At 77.1% G+C, this 26303-nt stretch carries 27 protein-coding genes; 16 read left to right on the top strand and 11 right to left on the bottom strand.

Features of this window, described 5'->3' with window-relative positions; genetic code table 11:
* Positions 1 to 969, bottom strand: a complete 969-nt coding sequence (locus PHY01_RS11850; RefSeq protein ID WP_141278640.1) for an MBL fold metallo-hydrolase — start codon at positions 967 to 969, stop codon at positions 1 to 3.
* A gap of 37 nt (positions 970 to 1006) precedes the next feature.
* Positions 1007 to 2194: a 4-hydroxyphenylpyruvate dioxygenase gene (hppD, locus tag PHY01_RS11845; RefSeq protein ID WP_141278639.1), complete on the bottom strand. Its 1188-nt coding sequence runs from the start codon at positions 2192 to 2194 to the stop codon at positions 1007 to 1009.
* A gap of 132 nt (positions 2195 to 2326) precedes the next feature.
* Between hppD and PHY01_RS11840 the strand changes: the two genes are divergently transcribed.
* Positions 2327 to 2836, top strand: a complete 510-nt coding sequence (locus tag PHY01_RS11840) for an Lrp/AsnC family transcriptional regulator (protein ID WP_141278638.1) — start codon at positions 2327 to 2329, stop codon at positions 2834 to 2836.
* A gap of 27 nt (positions 2837 to 2863) precedes the next feature.
* Entirely contained in the window at positions 2864 to 3517 is a 654-nt protein-coding gene (locus PHY01_RS11835) for an MOSC domain-containing protein (protein ID WP_141278637.1), read from the top strand.
* Between the two features lie 7 nt (positions 3518 to 3524).
* Here PHY01_RS11835 and PHY01_RS11830 read toward each other — a convergent pair whose 3' ends face one another.
* Positions 3525 to 4328 carry a GntR family transcriptional regulator gene (locus PHY01_RS11830; RefSeq protein WP_246085853.1) on the bottom strand — a complete coding sequence of 268 codons (804 nt, stop codon included), beginning with the start codon at positions 4326 to 4328 and terminating at the stop codon, positions 3525 to 3527.
* A gap of 186 nt (positions 4329 to 4514) precedes the next feature.
* Between PHY01_RS11830 and PHY01_RS11825 the strand changes: the two genes are divergently transcribed.
* Together PHY01_RS11825 and PHY01_RS11820 are read left to right on the top strand one after the other, a co-directional pair.
* The gene (locus tag PHY01_RS11825) at positions 4515 to 4886 is read left to right on the top strand and encodes a DUF202 domain-containing protein (RefSeq protein WP_141278636.1); all 372 of its coding nucleotides are present in this window, start codon (positions 4515 to 4517) and stop codon (positions 4884 to 4886) included.
* Entirely contained in the window at positions 4883 to 5212 is a 330-nt protein-coding gene (locus tag PHY01_RS11820; protein ID WP_141278635.1) for a DUF202 domain-containing protein, read from the top strand. Before PHY01_RS11825 ends, PHY01_RS11820 begins: the two co-directional genes overlap by 4 nt.
* Positions 5213 to 5258: 46 nt before the next feature.
* On the opposite strand, the gene PHY01_RS11815 is transcribed toward PHY01_RS11820, so the two are convergent.
* Positions 5259 to 6602, bottom strand: a complete 1344-nt coding sequence (locus PHY01_RS11815; protein WP_141278634.1) for an MBL fold metallo-hydrolase — start codon at positions 6600 to 6602, stop codon at positions 5259 to 5261.
* 162 nt (positions 6603 to 6764) lie between these two features.
* Between PHY01_RS11815 and PHY01_RS11810 the strand changes: the two genes are divergently transcribed.
* Together PHY01_RS11810 and PHY01_RS11805 are read left to right on the top strand one after the other, a co-directional pair.
* Positions 6765 to 7550 carry a sulfite exporter TauE/SafE family protein gene (locus PHY01_RS11810; RefSeq protein ID WP_218030117.1) on the top strand — a complete coding sequence of 262 codons (786 nt, stop codon included), beginning with the start codon at positions 6765 to 6767 and terminating at the stop codon, positions 7548 to 7550.
* Positions 7551 to 7636: 86 nt separating this feature from the next.
* Positions 7637 to 9040: an MBL fold metallo-hydrolase gene (locus tag PHY01_RS11805; protein WP_141278633.1), complete on the top strand. Its 1404-nt coding sequence runs from the start codon at positions 7637 to 7639 to the stop codon at positions 9038 to 9040.
* A 97-nt stretch (positions 9041 to 9137) separates the two neighbouring features.
* Here PHY01_RS11805 and PHY01_RS11800 read toward each other — a convergent pair whose 3' ends face one another.
* Positions 9138 to 10853: a GAF domain-containing sensor histidine kinase gene (locus PHY01_RS11800; protein ID WP_246085852.1), complete on the bottom strand. Its 1716-nt coding sequence runs from the start codon at positions 10851 to 10853 to the stop codon at positions 9138 to 9140.
* Between the two features lie 110 nt (positions 10854 to 10963).
* Here PHY01_RS11800 and PHY01_RS11795 point away from each other — a divergent pair, with 110 nt between their 5' ends.
* Positions 10964 to 11977: an Acg family FMN-binding oxidoreductase gene (locus tag PHY01_RS11795; protein WP_141278632.1), complete on the top strand. Its 1014-nt coding sequence runs from the start codon at positions 10964 to 10966 to the stop codon at positions 11975 to 11977.
* Positions 11978 to 12021: 44 nt separating this feature from the next.
* On the top strand, positions 12022 to 12183 hold the full coding sequence (locus tag PHY01_RS26435) for a hypothetical protein (RefSeq protein ID WP_170183772.1): 162 nt from the start codon (positions 12022 to 12024) through the stop codon (positions 12181 to 12183).
* An 18-nt stretch (positions 12184 to 12201) separates the two neighbouring features.
* Here the strand turns inward: PHY01_RS26435 and PHY01_RS11790 are convergent, their stop codons facing one another.
* The 4 genes from PHY01_RS11790 to PHY01_RS11775 are packed head-to-tail and all read right to left on the bottom strand — an operon-like array spanning position 12202 to position 18936.
* Positions 12202 to 13308, bottom strand: a complete 1107-nt coding sequence (locus PHY01_RS11790) for an acetate/propionate family kinase (RefSeq protein WP_141278631.1) — start codon at positions 13306 to 13308, stop codon at positions 12202 to 12204.
* A complete protein-coding gene (locus tag PHY01_RS11785) occupies positions 13305 to 15695 on the bottom strand; it encodes a phosphoketolase family protein (RefSeq protein ID WP_141278630.1) in 2391 nt (796 codons plus the stop codon). The genes PHY01_RS11790 and PHY01_RS11785 overlap by 4 nt, the downstream gene beginning before the upstream one ends.
* Positions 15692 to 16207, bottom strand: coding sequence for a PspC domain-containing protein (locus PHY01_RS11780; RefSeq protein ID WP_141278629.1), 516 nt, complete (start codon positions 16205 to 16207; stop codon positions 15692 to 15694). The genes PHY01_RS11785 and PHY01_RS11780 overlap by 4 nt, the downstream gene beginning before the upstream one ends.
* Before the next feature lie 59 nt (positions 16208 to 16266).
* Positions 16267 to 18936, bottom strand: a complete 2670-nt coding sequence (locus PHY01_RS11775) for a bifunctional acetate--CoA ligase family protein/GNAT family N-acetyltransferase (RefSeq protein ID WP_141278628.1) — start codon at positions 18934 to 18936, stop codon at positions 16267 to 16269.
* Positions 18937 to 19105: 169 nt separating this feature from the next.
* Here PHY01_RS11775 and PHY01_RS11770 point away from each other — a divergent pair, with 169 nt between their 5' ends.
* The 3 genes from PHY01_RS11770 to PHY01_RS11760 all read left to right on the top strand — a co-directional run bounded on the left by PHY01_RS11770 (position 19106) and on the right by PHY01_RS11760 (position 21733).
* Positions 19106 to 19471 carry a spore germination protein GerW family protein gene (locus PHY01_RS11770; RefSeq protein ID WP_141278627.1) on the top strand — a complete coding sequence of 122 codons (366 nt, stop codon included), beginning with the start codon at positions 19106 to 19108 and terminating at the stop codon, positions 19469 to 19471.
* Positions 19472 to 19590: 119 nt separating this feature from the next.
* Positions 19591 to 20760 carry an acyltransferase family protein gene (locus PHY01_RS11765; protein WP_170183771.1) on the top strand — a complete coding sequence of 390 codons (1170 nt, stop codon included), beginning with the start codon at positions 19591 to 19593 and terminating at the stop codon, positions 20758 to 20760.
* Positions 20753 to 21733, top strand: coding sequence for an alpha/beta fold hydrolase (locus PHY01_RS11760; RefSeq protein WP_141278625.1), 981 nt, complete (start codon positions 20753 to 20755; stop codon positions 21731 to 21733). Before PHY01_RS11765 ends, PHY01_RS11760 begins: the two co-directional genes overlap by 8 nt.
* Here PHY01_RS11760 and PHY01_RS11755 read toward each other — a convergent pair.
* Positions 21625 to 21942: a hypothetical protein gene (locus tag PHY01_RS11755; protein WP_246085851.1), complete on the bottom strand. Its 318-nt coding sequence runs from the start codon at positions 21940 to 21942 to the stop codon at positions 21625 to 21627. The two genes, PHY01_RS11760 and PHY01_RS11755, sit on opposite strands and share 109 nt — an antisense overlap.
* Before the next feature lie 279 nt (positions 21943 to 22221).
* Between PHY01_RS11755 and PHY01_RS11750 the strand changes: the two genes are divergently transcribed.
* The 5 genes from PHY01_RS11750 to PHY01_RS11730 all read left to right on the top strand — a co-directional run bounded on the left by PHY01_RS11750 (position 22222) and on the right by PHY01_RS11730 (position 25784).
* Positions 22222 to 22731 (top strand): universal stress protein, encoded by a 510-nt coding sequence (locus PHY01_RS11750; protein WP_141278624.1) that lies wholly within the window; start codon positions 22222 to 22224, stop codon positions 22729 to 22731.
* Between the two features lie 19 nt (positions 22732 to 22750).
* On the top strand, positions 22751 to 23176 hold the full coding sequence (locus PHY01_RS11745) for a PspC domain-containing protein (protein ID WP_246085850.1): 426 nt from the start codon (positions 22751 to 22753) through the stop codon (positions 23174 to 23176).
* Between the two features lie 5 nt (positions 23177 to 23181).
* The gene (locus PHY01_RS11740) at positions 23182 to 23874 is read left to right on the top strand and encodes a hypothetical protein (RefSeq protein ID WP_141278623.1); all 693 of its coding nucleotides are present in this window, start codon (positions 23182 to 23184) and stop codon (positions 23872 to 23874) included.
* A complete protein-coding gene (locus tag PHY01_RS11735) occupies positions 23861 to 24061 on the top strand; it encodes a hypothetical protein (protein ID WP_141278622.1) in 201 nt (66 codons plus the stop codon). Before PHY01_RS11740 ends, PHY01_RS11735 begins: the two co-directional genes overlap by 14 nt.
* 97 nt (positions 24062 to 24158) lie before the next feature.
* Positions 24159 to 25784: a wax ester/triacylglycerol synthase domain-containing protein gene (locus tag PHY01_RS11730; protein WP_170183770.1), complete on the top strand. Its 1626-nt coding sequence runs from the start codon at positions 24159 to 24161 to the stop codon at positions 25782 to 25784.
* A 26-nt stretch (positions 25785 to 25810) separates the two neighbouring features.
* On the opposite strand, the gene PHY01_RS11725 is transcribed toward PHY01_RS11730, so the two are convergent.
* Positions 25811 to 26224: a CBS domain-containing protein gene (locus PHY01_RS11725; protein ID WP_141278620.1), complete on the bottom strand. Its 414-nt coding sequence runs from the start codon at positions 26222 to 26224 to the stop codon at positions 25811 to 25813.
* Positions 26225 to 26303: the final 79 nt, after the last annotated feature.

Genomic DNA, 26303 nt, shown 5'->3' with positions numbered 1-26303 from the left:
TCAGGCCCGGCCCTGCAGCTGCGCCCAGACCTCCTGGTCGCGCTCCGCGGTCCAGATGACGGGCCGCTCGACCCCGGCGAGCTCGTCCCAGGCGCGGGAGACGTCGAAGGGCAGGCAGTGCTCGAAGATCGGCCAGCTGCCGAAGTCGTCGACCAGTGCCGCGTGGGCCGCGTCGAAGGCCTCGCGCAGCGTGCCGCCGCGGCGCTGCACCGCGTCCACCTCGCGCAGCAGGATCTCCAGGAACCCGCGGGTCGTCGCGATCGCCGCGTCGACCGCCGACCGCCCGCGGCTGACCTCCCCGCGCCCGCCGACGAGCTGCTCGGCCCCCAGCGCCGCGACGCGGTCGAGGGTGGTGGTCGCCCACTCGCGGTGGAAGGCGTCGCCGGTGTAGAGCGCGGCCTGGGCCTCCACCAGGTCGCCGGCGAACAGGATGCGGTGGCGCGGCAGCCAGGCGGTGATGTCGCCCTCGGTGTGGCCGCGGCCGTGGTACTGCAGCACCAGGTCGCCGCGGTCGCCGCCGAGGTCGATCACGAGCCGGTCGGAGAACGTCAGCGTCGGCCAGGTCAGGCCGGGGACCGACGCCGCCCCGTCGGCCAGGCGCGGCATCCGGGCGAACTCGCTGGCCCAGTCCTGCGCGCCGCGCTCGGCCACCAGCGCGCGGGTGTTCTCGTGCGCGACGACGACGTCGGCGTCGAACGCACTCGCGCCGAGCACGCGGACGGCGTGGTAGTGGCTCAGCACCAGGTAGCGGACCGGTTTGTCGGTGTGCTCGCGCAGCCGCGCGAGCCACTTCGCCGCCGCGACGGGCGTGGCGAGCGCCTCGATGCAGACGACGAACTCCTCGCCCTCGACCGCCCCGACGTTCGGGTCGCCCTGCGCGGTGAGCGCGTAGACGCCGTCGGCGAGCACCTCGAGCGTCTGCTCGGTGGGTGCGGTGTCCTGCGACGATGCGAACGGCCTGGCCGCCATGGCCCCCTCCTCGATGCCGGTCACCGTGAGTATGGCCTCAGAAGTTGCCGCGCCGCTCCTGCTCGCGCTCGATCGCCTCGAACAGCGCGCGGAAGTTCCCGATGCCGAACCCGAGCGAGCCGTGGCGCTCGATGAGCTCGAAGAACACCGTCGGCCGGTCGCCGAGGGGCCGGGTGAAGATCTGCAGCAGGTAGCCGTCCTCGTCGCGGTCGACGAGGATCCCGCGCGAGCGCAGCTCCTCCACCGGCACCCGGACCTCGCCGATCCGGGCCCGCAGCTCCGGGTCGGAGTAGTAGGAGTCCGGGGTCGGCAGGAACTCGACGCCGCGGGCCCGCAGGGTGTCGACCGCGCCCAGGATGTCGGTGGTGGCCAGCGCAAGGTGCTGCACCCCGGGGCCGCCGTGGAACTGGAGGTACTCGTCGATCTGGGAGCGCTTGCGCCCGGCTGCGGGCTCGTTGAGCGGGAACTTGACGCGGTGGTCGCCGCTGGCCACCACCTTGCTCATGAGCGCGGAGTAGTCGGTGGCGATGTCGGCGCCGACGAACTCGGCCATGTCGGTGAAGCCCATGACCCGGTGGTAGAAGTCGACCCAGCGGTCCATCTGCCCCAGCTCGACGTTGCCGACGACGTGGTCGAGCGCCTGGAACACCGGGGGCACGCCGGGCGCGGAGCGCGCGACGAAGCCGGGCAGGTACGGGCCGGTGTAGCGGGAGCGGTCGACGAGCGTGTGCCGCGTCCGCCCGTAGGTCGCGATCGCGGCGAGCCGGACGGTGCCGTGCTCGTCGGAGACGTCGTGCGGCTCCCGCACGACCGTCGCGCCCTGGGCGCGGGCGTGGGCGACGCAGCGGTCGACGTCGGGCACCTCGAGCGCGACGTCGACGACGCCGTCGCCGTGGCGGCGGTGGTGGTCGAGCAGCGGGCTGTCCGGGTCGACCCCGCCCTGCAGCACGAACCGCACCGCGCCGGAACGCAGCACGTAGGCGTGGTGGTCGCGGTTGCCGGTCTCCGGGCCGGAGTAGGCGACGAGCTCCATCCCCCACACCAGGCGGAAGTGGGCGGCCGCCTGGGTCGCGTTGCCGACGACCCACACCACCGCGTCCCAGCCGCTCACCGGGAACGGGTCGCGGTCGGTGTCGTGCTCCACGAGGCCGACCAGCCGGCGGAGCTGGTCGAGGTCGAGCTCGGCCAGGCGCTCCTGGCCGGTCAGGGTCTGGTCGATGCTCACGGGCCCTCCCGGGGTCACTGCGATACGCAGAGCACACCCCCTCCCCGTCCAGCTGCGCAAGCAGTGCGTCGGGTACTGGTCCCACTGCCCAGATCGCCCCGCGGATCCGGCATCCCGCTGTACGTTCTGCCCATGTCCACCGAACTCGACTCGCTCGACGTCGACCTGCTGCGCGCCCTGCACGACAGCCCGCGGGCCGGGGTGCTGGAGCTCTCCCGCGTGCTGGGCGTCGCGCGCGGCACGGTGGCGGCCCGCCTCGACCGGCTCGAGCGCACCGGGGTGATCACCGGTCACGGCCCCGACGTCGACGTGGGGGCGGCCGGTTTCGGGGTGCAGGCGTTCGTCACGCTGGAGATCGCGCAGGGCGCGCTCGACGACGTCGCCACGGAGCTGACGGCGCTGCCCGAGGTGCTGGAGGCCTACGCGACGACCGGGTCCTCGGACGTGCTGTGCAAGCTGGCCGCCGGCTCGCACGAGCACCTGCAGCGGACGCTGCTGCAGCTCGCCCGCTCGCCCCTGGTCGGCCGGTCGACCAGCGTGGTCGTGCTCTCGGTGGTCGTCGCGCCCCGCACCCTGCCGCTGCTGGGCAGCAGGCCGCTCGACGCCCCGCGCCGGGCCCCGGCCTACCGCGGGGCGCCCTGACCCCCGGCGGGGCCTACCGTCGTCGGCATGGGCGTGGTGCACACCGTGAACGTCGGCGACCGGCGGCCGATCGAGGCCAAGTCGGGCTGGTCGGGCATCGACAAGCGCCCGGTCGACGGGCCGGTCGCGGTGCGGGCGCCCGAGCCGGGCGGCAGCGGCCTGGCCGGTGACACCATCTGCGACGTCCGCCACCACGGCGGCGCCGACCAGGCCGTCTACGCCTACGCCCGCGAGGACCTCGCCGGCTGGGAGCCCGTCCTGGGCCCGCTCGCGCCCGGGGTGTTCGGGGAGAACCTCACCACCCGCGGTGTCGACGTCACCGGCGCGGTGATCGGTGAGCGCTGGCGGGTCGGCCCGGACCTGGTGCTGCAGGTGACGACCCCGCGCGTCCCGTGCCGCACCTTCGCCACCCGGCTCGAGCGGCGGGGCTGGGTCCGCGCCTTCACCGACGCGGCCCGGCCCGGCGCGTACCTGCGCGTCGTCGAGCCGGGCGAGGTGCGCGCGGGCGACCCGGTCACGGTGGTCGACCGGCCCGCGCACGGCGTCACGATCGGCACCGCGTTCCGGGCGTTCACCACCGCTCCCGACCTGCTCCCGCTGCTGGCCGGGGTCGAGGAGCTGCCGCAGGCGGCCCGGGAGCTGGTGGCGCGGCGGACCCCGCTGGAGCTGGACGCGGACTGAGCCGCGCTCACCGTCCGGCCGCGCCCGCCCCGTGCTCCGGTGCCGGTCCGGCGACGTCCATGCGGTACCCCTCCTGGGCCGACCACCTCGCGGCGACGCAGAAGCGGTCGCCCCGGATGAGGGTCTCCCGCCACTCGACGGGCCGGTCCCGCAGGCAGCCGGTGCGCTGGACCTCCATCACCGCGGTGCCGGCCGGGATCTTCAGCAGCCGGCGCGTGGCCGCCGTCGGGACCGTGGCGGTGATCACCTCGCTGCCGCCGGTCAGCCGGGTGCCGGTCAGCCCGGCGAGCTCGTCGTAGAGGCCGGAATGGGAGAAGTCGGCATCCAGGAGCGGGCCCGCGACGGAGCGGGGCAGCCACGCCCGGTCCAGCGCCAGGGGCTCGGAGTCGGCCAGCCGCAGCCGCTCCAGGTACACGAGCTCCGTGGTGGCGGGGCGCTGCAGGCGCTCGGCGACCTGCGCGTCCACCACCACCTCCAGCGCCCGCACCACGCTGCGCTGCTCCAGGCCCATCGCCTCGACCGACCGGAACAGCGAGTACAGCGCACCCAGCGGCTGCTCGATGCGCGGCGTGCGCACCCACGTGCCGCGCCCGCGGCCCGAGTCGAGGACGCCCTCGTCCCGCAGCCGACGCAGCGCGTCGCGGACCGTGTGCCGGCTCACCGCGTACTCGGCGACGAGCTCGTGCTCGCCGGGGAACCGCTCGTCGAACGCCCCGGCGCGCATCCGTCGCCGCAGGTCGCCCTCGATCTGGGCCCAGAGCGGGAGGGGGTGGGAGCGGTCCGGCTGCCGTGCCCTGACGCCTCGTGCCACGTACGTCTCCCGCTCACCGAATGTCTCGCTGTCCGGACGATGCTAACGAGCCCGCCCCCGTCGGCGTCGGGAAAGGATCACCCGTACCAGGGGCTGGAAGGACGGGCCGTCGTGTCCGGACAATGACCCGTGGGGGCGGCGCGGTCACCGGTACCGTCGGCGCCGACGACCCGCCCGGAGGTGACCATGGTCAGACGACGCGCGCCGCTGCGCTCGGTCGGCACCGATCCCGACTACCGCTTCACCCTGGCCAACGAACGCACGTTCCTGGCCTGGGTCCGCACCGCGCTCGCACTGGTGGCCGGGGCGGTCGCGCTGGCCGGCCTGGTCCCCGACCTCGGTCCGGCGGTGGTGCGCGAGGTGCTGACGGCGGTGCTGCTCGTCCTCGCGCTCGCCGTCACCGCCGGGGCCTACCTGCGCTGGGACGGCGCGGAGCGCGCGCTGCGGGAGGGCAGGCCGCTGCCGGTCGGACTGCTCCCCCGGCTGCTCGTCGGGGGCCTGCTGGTCGTCGTCGTGGCGGTGGCCGCGCTGGTGGTGCTCGGACGGCCGGGGCCGTGACCGGGCCCGCGGCCGTCCACGACCCCGGGGCGCAGGCCGAGCGCACCGCGCTGGCGTGGCAGCGCACGGGACTGTCCGCCGCCGCCGTCGGCCTCCTGGTCGTGCACGCCCATCCCGCCGGGCACCCGGTGCCGCCGTGGCCCGGGCTGGTGCTGCTCGTCGCGGGTGCGGCGGTGGCGGCGGTGCTCGCCCCGGTGCGCTACCGGCACATCGAGCGGGTGGTCCGCGCCGGCGGGGCGCCGCTGTCGAGGGCCACCGTCCCCGGCACGGCCCTGCTCGTCGCCGTCGCGGTGCTCGGTGTGGCGGCCGTCCTGGCCCTCGCCTGACCCCCGTCCCCCGGCCGACGACCCGCGTCGGGATCCGTGGGGCCGATCAGACCGCGGCGTGCTCGGCCCGCCGGGCGGCGACGTCGGGCGCCCCGGCGCCGGTCAGCACCACCGACCGGTACCCGTGCGCGGCCAGCAGCGTCGCCGCGATCGCCGCGCGACGGCCCGAACCGCAGGCGACGAGCACCGGCCGGGCCGGGTCCAGGCCCGCGGGCGCGCCGTCGCGCAGGTCGGGGACGAACCGCTGTGCCGCGCCCGGCAGCGGCTCCCGGGCGCGCTCGTGCGGCATCCGCACGTCGAGCAGCTGCGCGCCCGGCCGCCCGGCGTGCGCGGCGAACCCGTCGAGATCGAGCAGCTCGAAGGTCTGCGTGGCCACCCGCGGCGACGGGTCGTGCACGACCCCGCGCACCGTGTCGACGCCGATCCGCGCGAGCTGGGTGACGGCGTCGGGCACGTCCTGGCCCGCCGCGGCGACCAGCACGATGTCGCGTCCCCGCGGGACCAGCCAACCCGCCCAGCTGCCGAAGTCCTCGGCCAGCTCGACGCCGACCGCGCCCGGGACGTACCCCGCGGCCTGCGCGTCCCGTGACCGGATGTCGACGACCGTCACCGCCGGCGCCGCCAGCGCCGACTCCGGCAGCTCCGGGACGTCGACGGGCGGCATCGGCGGCACGCCCAGGATGTTGGCCGGGCCCTGGAACCGGTAGAAGTCCGGGATCGGCATCGGCTCCGCGAGCAGCCGCTCGGCGAACGCGTCGGCGTCGGGGAGGGCCAGCATCGGGTTGCCGTCGCGCTCCGCACCGATGGTCGAGGTGTAGGTACCCGCTCCCGAGACCGTGCAGAACGAGCCCTCCCCGTGGGTCGGGTAGAGCCCGACCGCGCGCGGCAGGCGAGCCAGGCGGTGCACCGAACCGTGCTGCAGGACCCCGAGGGTGTGCGCCCGCTCCGGGCCGAGCAGGTCGGGTCGGCCCGCCGAGCCGACCAGCAGGCTGCCGCCGGAGAACACCGCGACCGGCTCGCCGTCGACCAGCACCAGGTAGCTCGTGTGCTCCGGGGTGTGCCCGGGAGTGTGCAACGGGCGGACGGTCAGCCCCCGGCCCGCGTCGATGTCCTCGTGGTGGAAGGCGGGGGTGCCGGGGTAGGCGGGGGCCGCGGCGGCGGGCAGCACCAGCTCGGCCCCGGTGAGCCGCGCGAGCTGCCCGGCGCCGGAGGCGTAGTCGTTGTGCAGGTGGGTCTCCAGGACCATCCGCACCTCCAGGTCGCGCTCGGCGGTGCGGGCGAGGAACCGGTCGACGTCACGCTGAGGGTCGACCAGCACCGCGCGGCCCTCGTGCTCGAGGAGGTAGCTGGTGTCGCCCAGGCCGGGCGTGCGGAACGCGGTGATCTCCATCGGTGCCTCCTTCGGCTCTCGCCCGGGTCAACGTACATTGAGTCCGTACATTCCGGGTGATGCGGAACCCGATCCGCCCGTCGGGTCTGGACAGCAGACAAAATGACCGTACATTAGACACATGGCCGACCACACCACCTCGGGAGCGACACCGTGCTGACCGTGACGGTCGCCGCGGGCCTGGCGATCGGTCTGCTCATGGGCGTCCTCGGGGGCGGGGGCGGGGTCCTCACCGTCCCGGCGCTGGTCTACCTGCTCGGTTCCACACCCCAGCAGGCGACGACGGGCAGCCTGGTGATCGTCGGGGTCGCCGCGCTCGCCGGCACGGTCGCGAGGGCGCGCTCCGGCGGGGTGCGGTGGCGCACCGGCACGGCGTTCGGGGCCCTGGGCGTGCCGGCGGCCCTCGCCGGCACCGCGGTGAACCAGTGGATCGACCCGACGGTGCTGCTGCTCGCCTTCGCCGCGCTGGTGCTCGTCGTCGCCGGGTTCCTGCTGGCCGGATGCCGCCGCTCCCCCGCCGCCGCGCTCGCACCCGGCGCCCGCCCGGCCGTCGACGAGCCGGTCGGGCCGTCCCCCGTCGCCGCGGCGCTCGTCGTCGTACCCGCCGGTCTCGCCGTCGGCTTCCTCACCGGCCTGCTCGGCGTCGGCGGCGGGTTCCTGGTCGTCCCCGCGCTGGTGCTCGGCCTGCGGATGCCGATGACGGCGGCGGTCGGGACCTCGCTGCTGGCCATCTCGATCAACTCGGGCGCGTCGCTGGCGGCCCGCGCGGGGGTGGCGGAGTTCGACTGGCCGGTACTCGTGCCGTTCACGCTCGCCGCCGTGTGCGCGACGGTCGCCGGCAGGCGGGTCGCCGGCCGGTTCTCCGGCGACACCCTCACGACGGCGTTCGCGGTGCTCCTGATCGGCGTGGCCGCGCTGGTGACGGCGCAGAGCGTGCTCGCGGCATGACCACCGTCGACTGCTTGTCCGTACCTGCGGCCGGTGGGACACTCGGCCGCCGCACCGCTGCGCACCGCAGCTCGACGGAGGACGCCATGGACGGCACCGGCGCGCTCGCCTTCCGGCAGTACTACCTCGGGTGCCTGTCGCAGGCCTCGTACCTGATCGGCGACCGGACCACCGGCCGCGCCGTCGTGGTCGACCCGCAGCGCGACGTCGGCGCCTACCTGGCCGACGCGCGCGAGCACGGCCTGCGGATCGAGCGGGTGCTGGAGACCCACGTGCACGCCGACTTCGTCTCCGGGCACCTGGAGCTGGCCGCGGCCACCGGCGCCCGGATCGCGTACGGATCGGCGGCGCAGGTCGAGTTCGACATCGACCGGCTCGCCCACGGCGAGCGCATCTCCCTCGGCGAGGTCGAGCTGGAGATCCGGCACACCCCCGGCCACACCCCCGAGTCGATCTGCATCGTCGTGCGGGCCGCCGCGGGCGACGAGGTGCCCTTCGGCGTGCTCACCGGCGACACCCTGTTCATCGGCGACGTGGGCCGGCCCGACCTGCTCGGCGCGGGCGGCTGGTCGGCCGACGATCTCGGCCGGGCGCTGTTCCGCTCCACCCGGGAGCAGCTGCTGACCCTGCCCGACGCCACCCGCGTCTTCCCCGCGCACGGCGCGGGGTCGGCGTGCGGGAAGAACCTCTCGACCGAGACCTCCAGCACGGTCGGCGAGCAGCGGCGCACCAACTACGCGCTCGCCCCGATGACCGAGGACGCGTTCGTCGCCGCGGTGTGCGAGGGGCAGAGCACCGCTCCGGCGTACTTCGCCTACGCCTCGGTGCGCAACCGGCAGCAGCGACCCACCCTGGACCAGACCCGGCCGGTGCCGGCGCTCACGGCCACCGAGGTACTGGCCGCCCAGTCCGGGGGCGCCGCGCTGCTCGACACCCGGGACCCCCAGGACTTCGCGGCCGGGCACGTGCGGGGCTCGGTCAACGTCGGCCTGGGCGGGCGGTTCGCCGAGATGGTCGGCGAGGTCCTGAGCGCGGACGTCGACCTGGTGCTGGTCGGCGACCCGGGCACCGAGGTCGAGGCCCGCAACCGGCTGGCCCGGATCGGCTTCGACCGGGTGCTGGGGTACCTCGCCTGCGGGGCCGCGGGCGTTCCCGGCGAGCACCTGACCCCGGCCAGCCGGCTGACCGCCGCCCAGGTCACCGCCGCCCCCGCCGGGGTCCGGCTCGTCGACGTGCGCGGCCCCGGCGAGGTGCGGGCCGGCGGGACGGTGCCGGGGGCCGCGCTCGTGCCGCTCCCCGAGCTCGTCGCCCGGCTCGGGCAGCTCGACCCCGCGCGGCCGACGGTCGTGTTCTGCGCGGGCGGTTACCGCTCCTCGATCGCGGCCTCGACGCTGCGTGCACGCGGCTTCGCCGACGTGTCCGACCTGATCGGCGGCTTCGCCGCATGGGACGACGGCGTGCGCCCGGTGCAGCGGACCACTCCCGCGTAGGCCGGGCGCCACCGGCCGCCGGGCCGGCCCGCGCGCATCCTCCGGCCCCCCGCGCACCGTCGACGGTGCGCGCGCCGGACGACGGTGCGCGCCGCCCTCAGAGCGGGACGCGCCAGCGCAGGCGGGTGCCCGGTGCCGCCGGCGCGGTGCTGAACTCGCCCCCGCACTCGCGGGCCCGGTCGTCGAGGTTGCGCAGGCCGCTGCGGGCGGCGGCGGGGTCGAGCCCGACGCCGTCGTCGACCACCTCCACCACCAGGTCGTCACACGCGTCGACGGTGACGGAGACCACGGACGCCGACGCGTGCCGCACCACGTTGCTCACCGCCTCGCGCACGACGGCGACGGCGTGGGCCGCGACCGCGGGCGGGACGAGCGCGTCGAGCGGACCGGAGATCCGCACCGACGGCACCATCCCGGATCCGGCCGCGGCCTCGGCCGCGGTGTCGAGCAGCCGCCTGCCCAGACCGCCCGCCGGGCCCTGTCCCGCGGTGTGCAGGTCGAAGATCGCGGTGCGGATCTCGCGGACCGTCGTGTCCAGCTCGTCGACGACGCGACCGAGCCGGTCGCGCACGTCCGGGTCGGTGGTGCGCCGGATCGTGCCCTGCAGCTGCATCCCGGTCGCGAACAGCCGCTGGATGACGTGGTCGTGCAGGTCGCGGGCGATGCGGTCGCGGTCGGCGAACACGTCGAGCTGGCGCAGCGCCCGGTTCTTCTCCGCCAGGTCCATCGCGAGCGTGGCCTGCTCGGCGAACGAGGTGAGCAGCGGCAGCTCGCCCGGGAGGTAGGGGGCACCGCCGGGCCCGCGCATCGACACCAGCACCCCGGTCACCGCGTCGTGGGACCGCAGCGGCACGGCGACGGTCGGGCCGGACTCCCCTCCCCCGCCCGCGGCGCCGTCCAGCAGGGTGCCCGCCGACGGGGCCAGCACCGCGGCCCGGCTGTCCAGCACCTCGCGGAGCAGGGGGTCGTCGCCGCCGATGCGCCTGCCCAGCACCGCGCCGGGATCGGGCCCGTACCAACCCCGGACCGAGAAGTCCCCGCCCGGCCCGTCCGGGCCGAGCACGATCAGCGTGGCGGCGGAACCCGTGAGCTCCTGCGCGCGCTGGGCGATCAGCCGCAGCGCGTCGTCGTCGGTGGCGCCGGAGAGCAGCTCGCTGCGGATCTCCGCCGTGGCCTCCAGCCAGTGCTGGCGCAGGCGGGTCTGCTCGAACAGGTCGGCGTTCTCCACCGCGACCCCGGCGGCCGCGGCCAGCGCCTGCACCACCGCCTCGTCCTCGGCGGTGAACTCGCCGCCGCCGGCCTTCTCGGTCAGGTAGAGGTTGCCGTAGACCGCGTCGCGCACGCGCACCGGGACGCCCAGGAACGAGCGCATCGGCGGGTGGTTCGGCGGGAACCCCACCGACGACTCATGGGCGGCGATGTCGGCGAGCCGCAGCGGCCGCGGGTCGAGGATCAGCTGCCCGAGCAGCCCCTTCCCCTCCGGCAGCTGCCCCATCGCCGCCACCGTCGGACCGTCCATCCCGACGTGCAGGAACCGGGACAGCCCACCGGTCGGGCCGAGCACGCCCAGCGCGCCGAACCGGGCGTCGACGAGGTCGGCCGCCGACTCGACGATCCGGCGCAGCGTCGCGTCCAGCTCCAGGCCCTCGCCGACGGCGAGGACGGCGTCGAGCAGGCCCTGCATCCGGTCGCGGGTCGAGGCGATCTCCGCGAGCCGGTCCTGCACCTCGCGCAGCAGCTCGTCCAGGCGCAGGCCGGACAGGACGCCGGCCAGCGCCGGGCGCGACGCCGGATCGGGGTCGCCGTCGCCCACGCTCGTCCTCCCGCCTCGTGATGGTCCCCTCAGTCTGCCGAGTACCAGTGCCCCGGGAGAAGGGCCCTTGGTCCGTATCGACACCGCGCCGCGACCGGGAAGGTGGCCCGATGCCCGCCGCGTCACCCGTCCCCCCCTCCCTCGGCCTCACCGGCGAGCAGGTCGCAGGCGTGCTCACGACCGCGGGGCGAGCCCCGTCGCTGCACAACGCCCAGCCGTGGCTGTTCCGGGTGGAACCCGACGTCATCGAGCTCCACGCCGACCCGCACCGCCGCCTGCCCGTCGTCGACCCCGAGGACCGCGAGCAGCGCATCGCCTGCGGGGCCGCCCTGCTCACCCTGCGCCTGGCCCTGCACGGGCACGACATCCGGCCGATCGTGACCCTGCTGCCCGACCCCGCCCGGCCCGGCCTGATCGCCGCCGTCCGGCACGGCGGCACCCGCCCCGCCACGCCGGAGCAGCAACGGCTGCTGCGCGCGGTGCCGTTGCGGCGGACGAACCGGCATCCCTTCACCGACGCCGCGGTCACCCGGCAGGAGCGCTACACGCTGCGACGCGCCGCCCTCGACGAGGGCGCCTGGCTGCACGTCGTCGACGATCCCGGTGACCGCGCCCGCGTGCAGCGCCTGGCCGTGCTCGCCCACGAGCAGCAGGCCGCCGACCCGGAGTTCCTCGCCGAGCTGCGGAGCTGGACCGGCACCGGCCCCGGCCGCCACGACGGGGTCCCCGCGTCCTCGGGCGGCCCGCAACCCGCCCCGCAGGACCGCTGGGTGCTGCGCGACTTCAGCGCGGGCACCGCACCGGACCGCGTGCCGGGCAAGGACTTCGAGCAGGACCCGCTGATCGCCGTCCTCACCTCGCACCTGAGCGGGCCGCGCGCGGAGGTGCAGGCGGGCCAGGCGCTGCAGCGGGTACTGCTCGCCGCCACCGCGGACGGGCTCGCGGCGTCGTTCCTGTCGCAGATCGTCGAGGTGCCCGGCCCGCGCGACCAGCTGCGCATGCTCATCGGCGCGACCCGCCCGCCCCAGGTCGTGCTGCGGGTCGGGCGGGGCTGGCCCGTCGAGGCGACGCCGCGGCTGCCGGTCGAGTCACTGATCATGCACGAGCCGTCGCACCCGTACTGAACCGGTGCCGTCCGGCACCGGCCCGTCCAGCGGAGGAGCAGAACATGGCCACGATCGTCGTCGACCACTCGGGCGTCCGGATCGGCACCGCCGACGCGTCCGGGAAGGTGGTCGACCACAGCGGGGTCCGGATCGGCACGGTCCGGCCCGACGGCACGGTGGTGGACGGGAGCGGGGTCCGGATCGGGCGGACCGCCGGCCGCTGAACGCGGCGCCCGGGCGGGTCAGGGCGGGGCGAGCACGCTCCGCACCTGGTCGGCCACCACGCGGTCCTCCCGCGCGTGCACCACCAGCGTCCGGACGGCGGCCCCGGGTGCCCCGAGGTCGGTGTCGCACCCCGGACGGGCGGCCGCGTTGGCGTCGGGGTCGAGCTCCGGTCCGAGGAAGCGCAGCCCGGCGACCGCACGGGCGCGCAGTCCCGCGGCGTGCTCGCCGATCCCCCCGCTGAACACCAGCGCGTCCAGGCCGCCGAGCGCGGCCGCCATGGCCGCCACGCCGGCCCGCAGCCGGTGCAGCCACACCGCGACGGCGAGTGCCGCCTCAGGGCGGCCCGCGGCCTCCGCGGCGAGCACCTCGCGCATGTCCGCGCTGCCGGCGAGCCCTGCCAGGCCGCTGGCGCGGTCCAGCGCGGCGGCGACGTCGCCCACGGCCATGCCCGCGTGCTCCACCAGCCACAGCGGGACCGCCGGGTCCAGGTCGCCGCAGCGGCTGCCCATCACCAGGCCCGCCGTGGGCGTGGCGCCCATCGTCGTGTCCACCGGGCACGGGCGCCCGTCCACCCAGGCCACCGCGCACAACGAGGCACCCGACCCGAGGTGCGCGACGACCGTGCGGCGTCCCGGCCCGACGAGCTCGGCCACCCGGCGGGCGGCCCACTCGTGGGCCAGGCCGTGGAACCCGTAGCGGCGCACCCCGAGGCGCTCGCGCCACGACGCCGGGACCGCGTAGGTCGCCGCGGGCGCGGGCAGGCCGGCGTGGAAGGCGGTGTCGAAACAGGCCACCGCGGGCACCCCGGGCAGCACCGCGGTCGTCGCCCGCAGCGCCGCGAGGCCGGGCGGCTGGTGCAGCGGAGCGAGGGTGACGAGCCGGTCGAGCTCGGCCAGCACTGTGTCGTCCACCGCCACGGGGCCGGTGAACACCGCCCCGCCGTGCACGATCCGGTGGCCGACGGCGTCGGCCCCGCCGATCCGGCGCACGGCCCGCTCGACGGCGCCGGGCGCCGGACGGCCCCGGTCGGCGGCCACGTCGGCCCGCCCGCGCACCGTCCCGTCCCCGTCGACCAGCCGGACCCGCACGCTGCCGGTCCCGGCGTTGACCACCAGCACTCTCACGCCGGCGACCACTCCCAGCCACGCACGTCGGGGGCGTCCTCCCCGGTGCGCCGGGTGTGCGCACGGCACCGCAGGCGCTCGTCGAGCAGGCGCTGGTGCAGGGCCGCGTGCCGCACCGCCAGGCCGGGCACCCGGTCGATCACGTCGGCGGCCAGGTGGAAACGGTCCAGGTCGTTGAGCATCAGCATGTCGAACGGGGTGGTCGTGGTGCCCTCCTCGCGGTACCCGCGCACGTGCAGCACGTCGTGGTTGGCGCGCCGGTAGGTCAGCCGGTGCACCAGCCACGGGTAGCCGTGGAAGGCGAAGACCACCGGCGTCGTGGGCGGGAACAGCGCGTCGTAGGCCCGCTGCGCCAGGCCGTGCGGGTGTTCGACCGGGTCCTGCAGGCACATCAGGTCGACGACGTTGACGACCCGCACCCGCACGTCGGGGAGGTGCTCGCGCAGCAGCATCACCGCGGCGAGCGTCTCCACCGTCGGCACGTCCCCGCAGCAGGCCAGCACCACGTCGGGCTCGTGCCCGGCGTCGTTCGACGCCCAGTCCCAGATCCCGGCGCCCCGGGCGACGTGGGCGGCCGCGGCCTCCGGGCCGAGCCACTGGTGTTCGACCTGCTTCCCCGCGACGATGACGTTGATCTTGTCCCGGCTGCGCAGGCAGCCCTCCGCGGTGGCCAGCAGCGTGTTCGCGTCCGGCGGCAGGTAGACCCGCACGATCTCCGAGCGCTTGTTCACGACGTGGTCGAGGAAGCCGGGGTCCTGGTGGGAGAAGCCGTTGTGGTCCTGGCGCCACACGTGCGAGGTGAGCAGGACGTTGAGCGAGGCGATCGGGCGCCGCCACGCGATCCCCCGGCTCACCTTGATCCACTTGGCGTGCTGGTTGACCATCGAGTCGACGATGTGCACGAACGCCTCGTAGCAGGTGAACACGCCGTGGCGGCCGGTGAGCAGGTAGCCCTCCAGCCAGCCCTCGCAGAGGTGTTCGGACAGGATCTCCAGCACCCGGCCGTCGGCGGCCTGGTGCTCGTCGGTGGGCAGCCGGATGCCGTCGAACTGCCGGTCGGTCACCTCGAAGGCGGCCTGCAGCCGGTTGGACGCGACCTCGTCGGGGCCCAGCAGCCGGAAGTTGTCCGGGTTCGCGCGGATGACCTCGCGCAGCCAGGTCCCCAGCACGCCGGTGGCCGACGCCCGCACCCGCCCGGGAGCGGGCACCGCGACGGCCTGGTCCCGGGTGTCGGGCAGGCGCAGCGGCACCAGGAGCGACCCGCCGTCGGCGTGCGGGACGGCGCTCATCCGCCGCTTCCCGCCCGGGGCGAACGCGTCCAGCGCCGCCCGCGGAGCGCCCTCGGCGTCGAACAGCTCGTGGGGCCGGTAGGACCGCATCCATCGCTCGAGCAGGGCCAGGTGCTCCGGGTTCTCCCGCACGCCGGAGAGCGGGACCTGGTGGGAGCGCCACGTGCCCTCGACCGGCTTCCCGTCGACCGTCGCCGGTCCGGTCCAGCCCTTCGGGCTGTGCAGCACCAGCACCGGCCACCGCGGCCGATCGACCGACCGCCCCGCCGCCGCCCGGCCGCGGATCCCCGCGATCGCGTCGAGGATCCGGTCCATCGTCGCGGCCGTCCGCGCGTGGACCTCCTGCGGGTCGTCGTCCGCCGCGACGTCGACGACGAAGGGCTCGTGCCCGTAGCCCTCCAGCAGCGCCAGCAGCTCGCGCTCGGGGATCCGGGCGAGCACCGTCGGGTTGGCGATCTTGTAGCCGTTGAGGTGCAGGATCGGCAGCACCGTGCCGTCGGTGACCGGGTGGAGGAACTTGTTCGCGTGCCAGGACGCCGCGAGCGCGCCGGTCTCGGCCTCGCCGTCGCCGATCACGCACGCGACCAGCAGGCCGGGGTTGTCCAGCGCCGCCCCGTAGGCGTGGGCGAGCGAGTAGCCCAGCTCCCCGCCCTCGTGGATCGACCCGGGCGTCTCCGGCGCGGCGTGGCTGGGGATGCCGCCGGGGAAGGAGAACTGGCGGAACAGCCTGCGCATCCCGGCCCGGTCGCGCGACACCTCGGGGTAGCGCTGCGAGTAGGTGCCTTCCAGCCAGGCGGTGGCCACCACGGCCGGGCCGCCGTGCCCGGGCCCGGCCACGAACAGCACCTCCAGGTCGCGCGCCCGGATCACCCGGTTCAGATGGGCCCACAGGAAGGTCAGGCCCGGGGTGGTGCCCCAGTGCCCGAGCAGCCGGGGCTTGACGTGCTCGGGCCGGAGCGGCTCGTCGAGCAGCGGGTTGTCCATCAGGTAGATCTGGCCGACGGCCAGGTAGTTCGCCGCGCGCCACCACGCGTGCAGGTCCGCGAGACCGCCCGGGGGCGTGCCGGCGCCGGTACGCGGGACGGTCGCGGGCCTCACCCGGCGCCCGTACCGTCGTGCGGGGTCCGCCTGCCGATCCCGGCGACGCCGGCGGCCACCGCGTCCGAGGCGTGCCGGGCCGCCCGACGGGCCGTCGCCTGCACCTCCGGATCGCGCAGCCGCTCCCCCACCGCCGTCATCGTGGCGTCCACGGTGTCCAGCGCCGACCGGGGGCGGGGCACCGGCGACGGGTCGGCCGGGGCCGGTGCCGGCCGCAGCGCCGTGGCCAGCGTCCGCAGCTCCGCCGCCGCCGCGGCCCAGGCCTCCCGGGCGGACCGCGGGACCGCCCGGTCCACCGGGGCCGGGTCGGCGCCGTCGCCCGCCGGGATCAGGACCCAGGCCAGGAGGTAGGCGAGCAACGCCACTCCCCCGCTCAGGACGCCCAGGACGACCGCGGGCGCGCGCACCACCAGCGGATCGACGTCCAGACGCCCGGCGATCCCGGCACAGACACCGCCCAGTACCCGGTCCGACCGGCTGCGCCGCAGGGGGGCGATCTGCTCGGTTCCCATCCCGCCACCGTGGTCCGGGCCCACGGCGCCCGCCAGAGGCGAAGGTCCCCGCGCACCGCTCACGTCGGGAGCACGCGCAGGTAGGGGTCGTCCGGCGCCGTAGGGACGACCCGGGCCCGTAGGTCCACGGCCCGGACCGCGCCCGCGGACCACACCAGCGGGTTGATCTCCGCCTCCACCAGCCCCGGCAGCTGCTCGGCCAGCCAGCCCATCCGGGTCACGACGTCGCGCACGGCGCGGCGCAGCGCCCCGGCGTCGTCGCGACCGAGCAGGAGGCGCGCCGCACGCAGCCCGCCGAGCAGCTCGTCCAGGTCGGCGGCGGTGGCCGGCACCAGGCAGTGGGTCCGGTCGTCGACCAGGTCGGTGGCGGTCCCGCCGAGCCCGAGGGTGAGCAACGGGCCGCACAGCGGGTCGCCGGTGATCCCGACGAGCAGCTCCGGGCCGGGTTCCTGCATCGGCTGCACGACGATCCCGCGCAGCCGGTCCCCGAAGGCGGCCCGCAGGCCCGCCGCGGCGTCGCGGACGCGGCGGGCCGAGTCGAGTCCCAGCCGCACCGCCCCGGCCCGGCTCTTGTGCACGACGCCCTCGACGTCGGCCTTCAGCGCGACCGGCCCGCCGGCCCCCTCCCAGCAGCGCACCGCGTCCTGCGCGGTGTGCACCACGGTCGTCGGCACGACCGGCAGGCCGGCCGCGCGGGCCAGCTCGACCGTCCGCGCCGGGTCGAGCCAGCCGCCCTCCCGGCGCTCGGCCAGTGCCGCGTCGACGACGGCGCGGGCACGGGCACCGCAGACCCCGGGCGGCGCCGGGACCGGGTCGTGGCCGCGCTCCAGCCAGCGGGCGCGGCCCAGCGCGCCCGCGAGCGCGCGGACCGCGGTGGCCGGATCGGCGAACGACGGGGTCCACGGCCCGGTCCGGTGCGAGCGCGCCACCGCCTCCGGCTGCCCCAGCCGCACGGCCACGACCGGCCTGCCCGGCCGGCCGTCCAGGACGGTGTCCAGCGCGTCGAGCGGGTCGCCGAGCGCCGTCGCCGCCGAGATCGCGACGACCGCGTCGACGGCCGGGTCGGCGAGGACCGTCCCGACGGCGCGCGCGAACGTGGCGGCCGGGACGGTCGCCGTGGTGTCGACCGGGTCGGCCACCGCGGCCGTGGGCGGGAGCAACGCGGCCAGCGCCGCCCGGGTCGTCTCCCGCAACGGGGCGGTCTCGAGACCGTGGCGGGCGCACGCGTCCGCGGCGAGCACCCCCGCCCCGCCCGCGTTGCTCACGACCGCGACCCGCGGGCCGGTCGGCAGCGGCTGGGCCTGCAGCAGCGCGAGCAGCGCGGTGAGGTCGGTGAGGTCGTCGACGGCGAGCACCCCGGCCTGGGCGAAGAGCGCGTCGCGCACGACGCGCGGGGTCGCGGTGGAGGCGCTGTGCGAGGCCGCGGCCCGGCGCCCCGCGTCCGAGCTGCCCGACCGGACGGTCAGCACCGGGATGCGCCGGGCCAGCCGCCGCGCCAACCGGGCGAACTGGCGTGGGCGGCGCATCGACTCCACGTACAGCGCGGCGGCGCGGGTGCGGCCGTCCGCGGCCCACCACAGCAGCAGGTCGTCGGCGTTGACGTCGGTGCTGTCGCCGGTCGACACCGCCGTCGAGACGCCCAGACCCAGCCGGTCCAGCGCCGCCGCCAGGGCGATCAGCACGCCGCCGGACTGGACCGCGAGCCCCGTCGACCCGGCGGGCAGGGGCGCGGCGAAGCTCGCCTGCAGCCGCACGGCGGGATCGGTGTCGGCCAGTCCGAGGCAGTTCGGCCCGACCATGCGCATGCCGTGACGGGTCACCGCGGCGGACAGGCGGCCGGCGAGCGCGGGGTCGCCGGTCACCCCGGCGGTGATCACCAGCAGCCCGCGGACCCCGTGCCGCCCGCACTGCTCGGCGACCTCGGGGACGGCGGCGGCCGGGACGCAGAGCACGGCCAGGTCGATGTCGCGGGGCAGGTCCGCCACCCCGGGCACGCACGGGACACCGCCGACGGCGGCGGCGTGCGGATGGACCACGTGCACCGGGCCCGTGAACCCGGCGCCGACGATCCGGCGCAGCACCAGGCGGCCCACCGAGTCCGGCCGCCGGCCGGCCCCGAACACGACGACCGAGCGCGGGGCCAGCAGCGGACGGAGGCTCGCCACGTCGGCGCGGGCCGCCCGCTCGACGACCGCGTCCAGGTACCGCTGCGCCTCCGGGCCGGACCCCGAGGTGGGCGGCAGGTCCAGCTCCACCCGGCACACGTCGCCCTCGAGCCGGGTGCGCATCGGCAGCCCGCTGTCGCGCAGCACGGCGAGCATGTCGGCGTTGACCGCGAGGACCTCGGCCACGAACCACTCGACGCCCTCGGCCCTGGCCGCGGACACCAGCCGCTCCAGCAGCAGCGACGCGACGCCCCGGTGCTGCTCGGCGTGCGCGACGGCCAGCGCCACCTCGGGCGCGACACCCGCCGGTTCGTGCCGGTAGTGCGCCACCCCGACGAGGCGGTCGCCGCGGAACGCCCCGACCGCCGTCGAGTCCGGGGCGACGACGACGTCGGCCACCCGCTCCGCACCGAACCGCGACACCGTGAAGAACCGCAGGTAGCGGTCGTCCCGGGGCAGGTCGCGGTGCAGGGCGTCGACGGCGGGTCCGTCCGCGGCGGCCAGCCGGCGCAGGACGACGCCCGCACCGTCGGCGAGCAGGGCCCGATCGGCCGGTCCGGTCATGCGCCCACCCCACAGCGGGCCCGGGGGCCGGCAGCAGGGTCGTGCGGCCCGGGTGCGGGTGACCGTCGACCCCCGGCACGCCCCGTGGGACCTCCGGCCCTTCCGGTGCGGACCGTGCGCGCGTCACGCTCGGACCGCCGGACGGACCGGGACGACGGAGGGGCGGATCATGGACGCAGCGGCACTGGCGGAACGGATCGAGGGCGCTCTGCGGGTGAACCGGGTGTTCGGCGAGCCGGTGACGATGGACGGGGTGACGGTCATCCCGGTCTCCCACGTCGGCGGCGGCGCGGGCGGGGGTGGCGGGCGTGAGGTCCGGTCGGGCGACGAGAAGACCTCCGGGCGGCCGGCCGGGGAGGGGTCCGGCGGCGGGCTCGGCTGGACCGGTCGCCCCTGCGGCGTCGTCGTCCTGCGCGACGGGGACGTCCGTTGGGTGCCGGCCCTCGACGTCAACCGCCTGGTCAGCGCCGTCACGGTGGTGCTGGTCGCCGCGGCGCTGACGGTGCGCCCGATCCTGCGCGGCCGGTGCCGCTGAGCGCTCCGGCGACGACCCGGCGGCGGCCGTTGGTCCCGCGTCCCGGGGCTCCGGGCCCCGGCCGCGCACGGGTCCACGGGCCCTGGTCGCCCCGGCCCGCGCCCGCGCACGCTGGGCCGGTGCTGCACCACGACACACCGCCCCGGGCGCCGCACCTGGACGCGCTGCGCACGACGCTGGTGGCCTGGGTGATCGCCGGGCACGCCCTGATGGGGTACTCCGCGGTGGGCGGCTGGGCCTACGACGAGGTGCGCGAGGTGACGTTCGCCCCCGGCGTCGAGCTGGTGCTCGTCGCCGTGCTCGGGCCGACGGGCCTGTTCGTGATCGGGGTGTTCTTCTTCGTCTCCGGGCTGCTCACCGAGCGGGCGCTGCTCCGGCACGGCGCGTCGGCCTACGTCCGGGGGCGGGTCCTGCGACTCGGCCTCCCGTGGGCGGTGTCGGCTTTCCTGGTCTGGCCGGCCTCGGTCTGGTTCGCCTACACCGCGGCCGGGCACGACGTCTCCTTCGCGTGGGTCCTCACCCACCGCGAACCGTTCCTGGACGCGGGCTCGCTGTGGTTCGCGCTCGTCCTGCTGATCTACTCGGTGGCCTTCGCCGCGTGGTACCGCCTGACGGGGCAGGGGTCGGGGGCCGCGCCACCGGTCGCGCCGCGGCCGCTGACCGGCCGGTACCTCGCCGGGGCGACCGTCGCGATCACGCTGCTCTCCTTCGCCGTCCGGCTGTGGTTCCCGGCCCGCAGCGGCCAGGTCGCCGACCTGCACCTGTGGCAGTGGCCGCAGTGCGCGGGGATGTTCGTGCTGGGGGTCGTGGCGGCCCGGCGCGGGTGGGTGCAGCGGGTACCCGACCGGATCCGCCGCGGGAGCGGGGTGGCGGTGCTGGTCACGCTGGTGGTGCTGCCGGTCGCGGCGCTCGCCTCCGGGGTGCGTGACGTCGCGCGGGACGCGGGCCCGTTCCTGGGCGGGTGGCACGTCGCGGCGCTCGCCACCGCCGCCGTGGAGGCGGTGCTGGTGGTCGCCGGGTCGGTCTGGCTGGTCGGGCAGGCCGGGCGCCGCGGGTTCGGCGGCGGTCCCCGGGCCGGCGCGCTGGCCAGGGCCGCGTTCCCGGCGTTCGTGGTGCAGGGTCCGGTCCTGCTCGGCCTGGCCGTGCTCGCGCGCCCGCTCGGGGCGCCGGCGGAGGTCAAGGCCCCGCTGGTCGCGGCCGCCGCACTGGCCGTGTGCTTCGGCATCGGCCGCGCGGTGTCCGGACCCCGACGCGCGCGGCACCCCGCCGGGCGGGTGCCCGGTGGCTGAGCACCCGGCCCTGCACCACGTGGACCACGGGGGTGCGGGCCCCGACATCGTCCTGGTGCACGGGCTCGGCGGCTCCCACCTGAACTGGGACCTCATCGCGCCCCGGCTCACCCCGTACGGCCGCGTCCTCGCGCTGGACCTGCCGGGCTTCGGGCTCAGCGCACCGGACGGGCGGGCGGCGGGGGTCGGGCGCAACGTCGGTGCGCTGGAGGGGTTCCTGCGGAGCACGGCCCGGCCTCCGGTCGTGCTGGTCGGCAACTCGATGGGTGGTCTGGTGTCGGTGCTGCTCACCGCGCGGTCCCCCGGGCTCGTGCGCGGTCTCGTCCTGCTCGACCCGGCGCTGCCCGCCCCGTCCCGGGTGCTGCGGTCCCCGACCGCGGTGGCCCAGCTGCTGCTGCACGCCGTCCCGGGCGTCGGCGAGCGGGTCCGGGCGGCGCGGCGGCGCCGACGGGGCCCGCTGCGCACCGTGCTGGACACCCTGGAGCTGTGCGGGGTGGACCCGGCGCGGCTGCCGCCGGACCTGCTGCGGCGCTCGGTCGCCCTCGCCGCCCGGCAGACCGACGTCACCGGGATGGACCGGGCCTTCCTCTCCGCGTCGCGCTCGGTGGCGTGGGCGCTGCTGCGGACGCGGCGCTACCGCGCGGCCCGCGACGCCGTCGGTGTGCCCGTGCTGCTGGTGCACGGCGACCGCGACGCGCTGGTGCCGGTGGCGGCCGCCCGGGCGGTGGCCGCGCAGCACCCCGGGTGGCGCTACGTCGAGCTCCCCGGGGTGGGTCACCTGCCCCAGCTGCAGGAACCGGAGCGGGTCGGTCGCCTGCTGGGCGGTTGGCTCGGCGAACTCGACCGGGCCGACCCGCTGCGGGATCAGCGGCGGCGGACCATCCGGCCGCTCGACGCGGAGCCGGAGAAGGCCACGGACACCCCCAGGACGAACCCGAAGTCGTACCAGCCGCCGGAGTTGCCGACCTCGTAGACGCCGACCGAGTCGGTGAACAGCGACACGACGAACGTGACCGGCAGGATCAGGCCGTGCCACAGACCGGTCCAGAACCCGGCACCCACCGGCGCCGCGACCAGCTGCGGGTTCGCACCCGCCGCGCACCCGGCCAGCAGGCCCGCCGCCACGATCGGCACCAGCCACGGCAGCATCCGCCGCACCGGCCGCCGCCCGTTCCGTCCCATGTCGTCCCCCTCGGTCCGCTCCCCCGATCCCACGCGACGACGGCGGTCCGCCGCCCGGGGCGGGCGGCCCGTCCTGCGGCGCGACCGGACCGCGGGGGAAGGGGGCGGCCGGCCCTTGCACGACCGCCCCGGCCCCGCCGCGGTCGCGGCCGGGGGGTACACCGGCCCGCCCTCCGCGGTCCGACGGCCCTGCCCCGCACCCGCGGCCGCGCCGACGATGGACGCCCGCGGGACGACCCGAGCTCCCGCGACGGACGCCGCACCGCGGAGGGAGCAGCCATGAGCGACCCGGTCCGGCCCGTCCTCGCCGGGACCGACGGTTCCGCCGCCTCGATGCTCGCGGTCGCCTGGGCGGCGGCCAGGGCCGACCGGCTCGGCCGCCCGCTGACCGTCGCCTGCGTGACCGGGCCCGGCCCGCGACCGCTGCCCGCCGCGGGCATCGTGGCCGAGGCCCGGGCCCTCGCCCGCTCCGTGGCGCCCGGGCTGGCGGTGCGCACCGTCGTGCGGGCCGGGGACCCGGTGGAGGTCCTGACCGACCTCGGCCGCGACTGCGAACTGCTGGTCGTGGGCCACCGGGGCGCCGACGACCACCCCGGCCCGGGACCGGGCTCGACGTCGGAGACGGTCGCCCGGACCGCCACCGTCACGGTCGCCGTGGTCGACCTGGACGAGGAGCGCTTCCCCCTGCAGCGGTGCACCGGCCCCGCTCTCCCCCCACCCGCGGCCGTCCAACTCGACCGGCCGAGGACCACCCGGGTCTCGCCCCTGCACGGGGCCGGGGCCCCCTGATTCCGTCCCAGGAGGAGCCGTGACCGCTCCGCACGAGTCGTCGCCACCCCCGCCCGTACCGGTCGAGCCCGCCGCGCGGCGGCTGTACCGCTCCCGCCGCGACCGCATGGCGGGCGGGGTGTGCGGCGGCATCGCCCGCTACCTCGACGTCGACCCCGTGCTGCCGCGCATCGCCGCGGTGGCACTGGCCCTGTCCGGGGGTCTCGGCGTGCTGGCCTACGTGGTGGCGTGGATCGTGATCCCGGACGCCCCCGACGACGAGCCGGACCGCCCGCCGGCCCCGGCCGACCGGCACGCCGTGGCCATGGCGGTCGGCGCCGCCCTCGTCGGGCTCGGCGGGCTGCTGATCCTGCGCCAGTGGCTCCCCGGCTTCGGCGCGCACATGTTCTGGCCGCTGGTCGTGGTCGCCGCCGGTGCCCTCGTGCTGATCTCGGCCCGGCGGTGACCGCGATGTCCACCCCGATGTCCACCCCGACGTCCACCCCGACGTCCACCCCCTCGACCACCGTTGTTGGCACCGCGGCGCCACCGGTGCCGGACCCGGGGGCCGCCCGCCGACGCGGGCCCCACTGGGGCCGGATCGTGTTCGGACTGACGCTCGTGGTCGTCGGCGCCGGATCGCTGCTCGCCGGGCAGGGTGTCGCCGTGCCGTGGCACCTGCTCCCGGCCGCCGGCCTCATCCTCGTCGGGTTCGTGCTGCTGCTGAGCCTGGCCGGGGGCACCGGTCGGGCCGACGTCGTCGTCCTCGGGGTCGTGTTCCTCGTCGCGGCGACGGCGGTGGGGACCGGCGTCGACCGGTTCGCCGGCCCGGTCGGTGACCGCACGGTCGGGGCGGCCGGGTTCACCGCACCGACCCGGGTCTCCGCCGGGACGGTGACGGTCGACCTCACCGACGCCGCGCTGCCCGCCCGCGGCCGGCTCGAGGTGAGCGTCGGCGCCGGCCGGGTCGAGCTGCGGCTGCCCGCCGAGCCCGCGGTGCGGGTGCACACCGGCGTGGTCATGGGCACGGTGGTGGCCGACGGGGCCCCCGTCGCGCAGGGCGTCGACCTCGACTGGACGGCCCCCGGCACCGGGTCCGCGCCCGTGGCCGTCGAGATCGGCGTCGGCGCCGGAGAGGTGGAGGTGACCCGTGAGCGCACCTGAGCACCCGGCCCCCGTCCTGGGCGCCGCGGTGGGCTTCCTGCTCGCCGGGGTCGCCCTGCTGCTCCAGGAGCTCGACATGCTGGTCCTGCGCTGGTCGATGGTGCTGCCGGCGATCGTGATCACGATCGGGGTGGTGACCCTGGCCGCGGGAGCCCTGGGGGCCCACCGGTCCCGGCGGACGTCGTGACCGGGGACGTTCCGCCGCGGGCGGCGGGCCGTCCGCCCCTGCCCGCGGGTCGGCCCCGGAGCAGGCTGGCGGCCCGGAGACGGAGGAGGAGATGACGATGGCCGAGCCCCACACCCCGGAGGAGCGCCTGCGCGAGCGGGCCGAGCGCCGGGTCAAGAGCCAGGTCGACCTGCGCGGCCACCTGCTGCTCTACGTGCTGGTCAACGTGTTCCTGGTGGTGATCTGGTGGGTCACCGGTCCCGATCGTCGGCTGGGGCATCGGCGTCGCGATGCACGCCTGGGACGCCTACGGGCCCGGCACCGTCAGCGAGGACCGCGTCCGGCGCGAGATGGACCGGATGCGCACGCGGCAGTAGTGCGACCGGGCACCACGCGTACGGGGCCCGTCCGCCGGCTGCGGCCCGCCGACCTCGCGAACCTGTGGGCCGAGGGCCCGCACACCCCGTCGCAGATCGCGCTCGTCGGCGAGTTCGACGCCGGGCCGCTGCGCGACGCGTCGGGCCGGCCCGACGTCGAGCGCGTGCGCGACGAGCTGGCCGCGCGGGCGTGGCGGGTCCCGGAACTGGCCCGGCGCGTGCACCGCACCCGCCGGGGCGAGGGGCTGCCGGTGTGGGTCCGGGACCCGGCGTTCGACCCGGCCGCCCACATCGGCGCCGCCGCACTGCCCGCGGGCGCCGACCTCGCGGCGTGGTGCGCCGACCGTGTCGTGCGCCCGCTGGACCCCGACCGCCCGCCGTGGCGCATCGAGGTCGTCGACCACCTCCCGGACGGGCGGTTCGGCCTGCTGGTGGTGGTGCACCACGTGCTCGTCGACGGCCTGGCCGGGGTCGCGGTCGTCGGGCGCCTGCTCGACGGCTCCCCGGACGGCGGCGCCCCGGTCGGCCCGGCCGGGGACCGGTCCGTCGCGGGCCGGGTGCCGACGCACCGGGAACTGGTCGCGGACGCCCGGCGCGCCCGCCGCCGGGCCCTCGCGGCGGCGCTGCGGCGCGTCCCGCGACTGCCCGCGGCGCTGCGCCGGGCCGTGCGCCGGGCCCGCGACGCGGCCGCGGACCTGCGCCCGACCGCCCCCCGCACGTCGCTGCCCCGCCGGGTCGGCCCGGGACGGCGGGTGGCGGTGGTCCGCCTCCCCCTCACGGAGCTGCAGGTCGCCGGCGCGACCGTGAACGACCTGCTGCTGGCCGCCGTCACGGCCGGGCTGCGCGACCTGTTCCGGGCCCGCGGGGAGCCGGTCGACGGGCTGACGATGCGCGCCTCGGTGCCCGTCGGCGTCCCCGGTGCCGGGCAGACCGCGGCGATGCTGCTGCTCGGCCTGCCCGTCGGTGAGCCCGACCCGCGGCGGCGCCTGGCGAGGATCACGGCGACGACCGCGGACCTCAAGGCACGGCTGCGCGACGGCGGCGGGGACGTGTTCGGCGTGCTGCACCTCCCGGTGCCGCTCGCGCGGCTCGCGGTGCGCTGGATGCGCGGCCGGGCCGCCCGGCACGTCAACCTGTTCGTGACGAACGTGCCCGGCCCGCCGCGGCCGCTCTGGCTCGCCGGGGCGCGGCTGCTCGACGCCGCCGGGGTCGCACCGCTGCAGGCCGACGTGCCGCTCGGGGTCGCCGCGCTCTCCTACGCCGGGACGCTGGCGGTCACCGTCAACGCCGACGCGGCGGTGTCCGACGTCGACGTGCTGGCCGCGGGCATCGCGCGGGGCATGGCCGCGCTGCGGGGACCGGCGTGACCGCCGTCCGGTCCGGGCGCCCCCGGTCAGTCCGGGGCCGCCGCCAGCAGCACCGCCAGCACGTCCCGCTGCGACACCAGACCCACCACGGCGTCGCCGTCGCGGACCGGGAGGTGCCGGACGCCGGCCTCCGCCATCCGCCGTCCCGCCGCGACGATCGTCTCGCCCGTCCCGACCGACACCAGGTCGGCCGTCATCACCTCACCCGCCTGCTCGTCGCCGAGGTCGCCGCCCGCGACCAGCGCGGCCACCACGTCGCGCTCGGACAGCAGCCCGGTCGGCCCGCCGGGCGCCCGCACCAGCACCGCCCCGATCTCCCCCGCGACCAGCTCCTCGGCCACGGCCAGCAGCGAGTCGCCCGGGTCCACGGTCGCCGGGCCGTCGACCATGATCGAGCGGACGGGGTCGGTCGGCAGGACGCGGCGGGCGGTGCTGGTCATCGGGGCTCCCTCTGCGGACGGGACGGGTTCGTCCCCGATCCTCACCCCGCCCACCGGACGTGGTCAGGGGCGGACGGCC

Source organism: Pseudonocardia hydrocarbonoxydans, assembly GCF_006539565.1.
Classification (GTDB): Bacteria; Actinomycetota; Actinomycetes; order Mycobacteriales; family Pseudonocardiaceae; genus Pseudonocardia; species Pseudonocardia hydrocarbonoxydans.
Note: the sequence above shows the minus strand (reverse complement) of the source record. Positions and strands in the feature narration are given on the sequence as shown.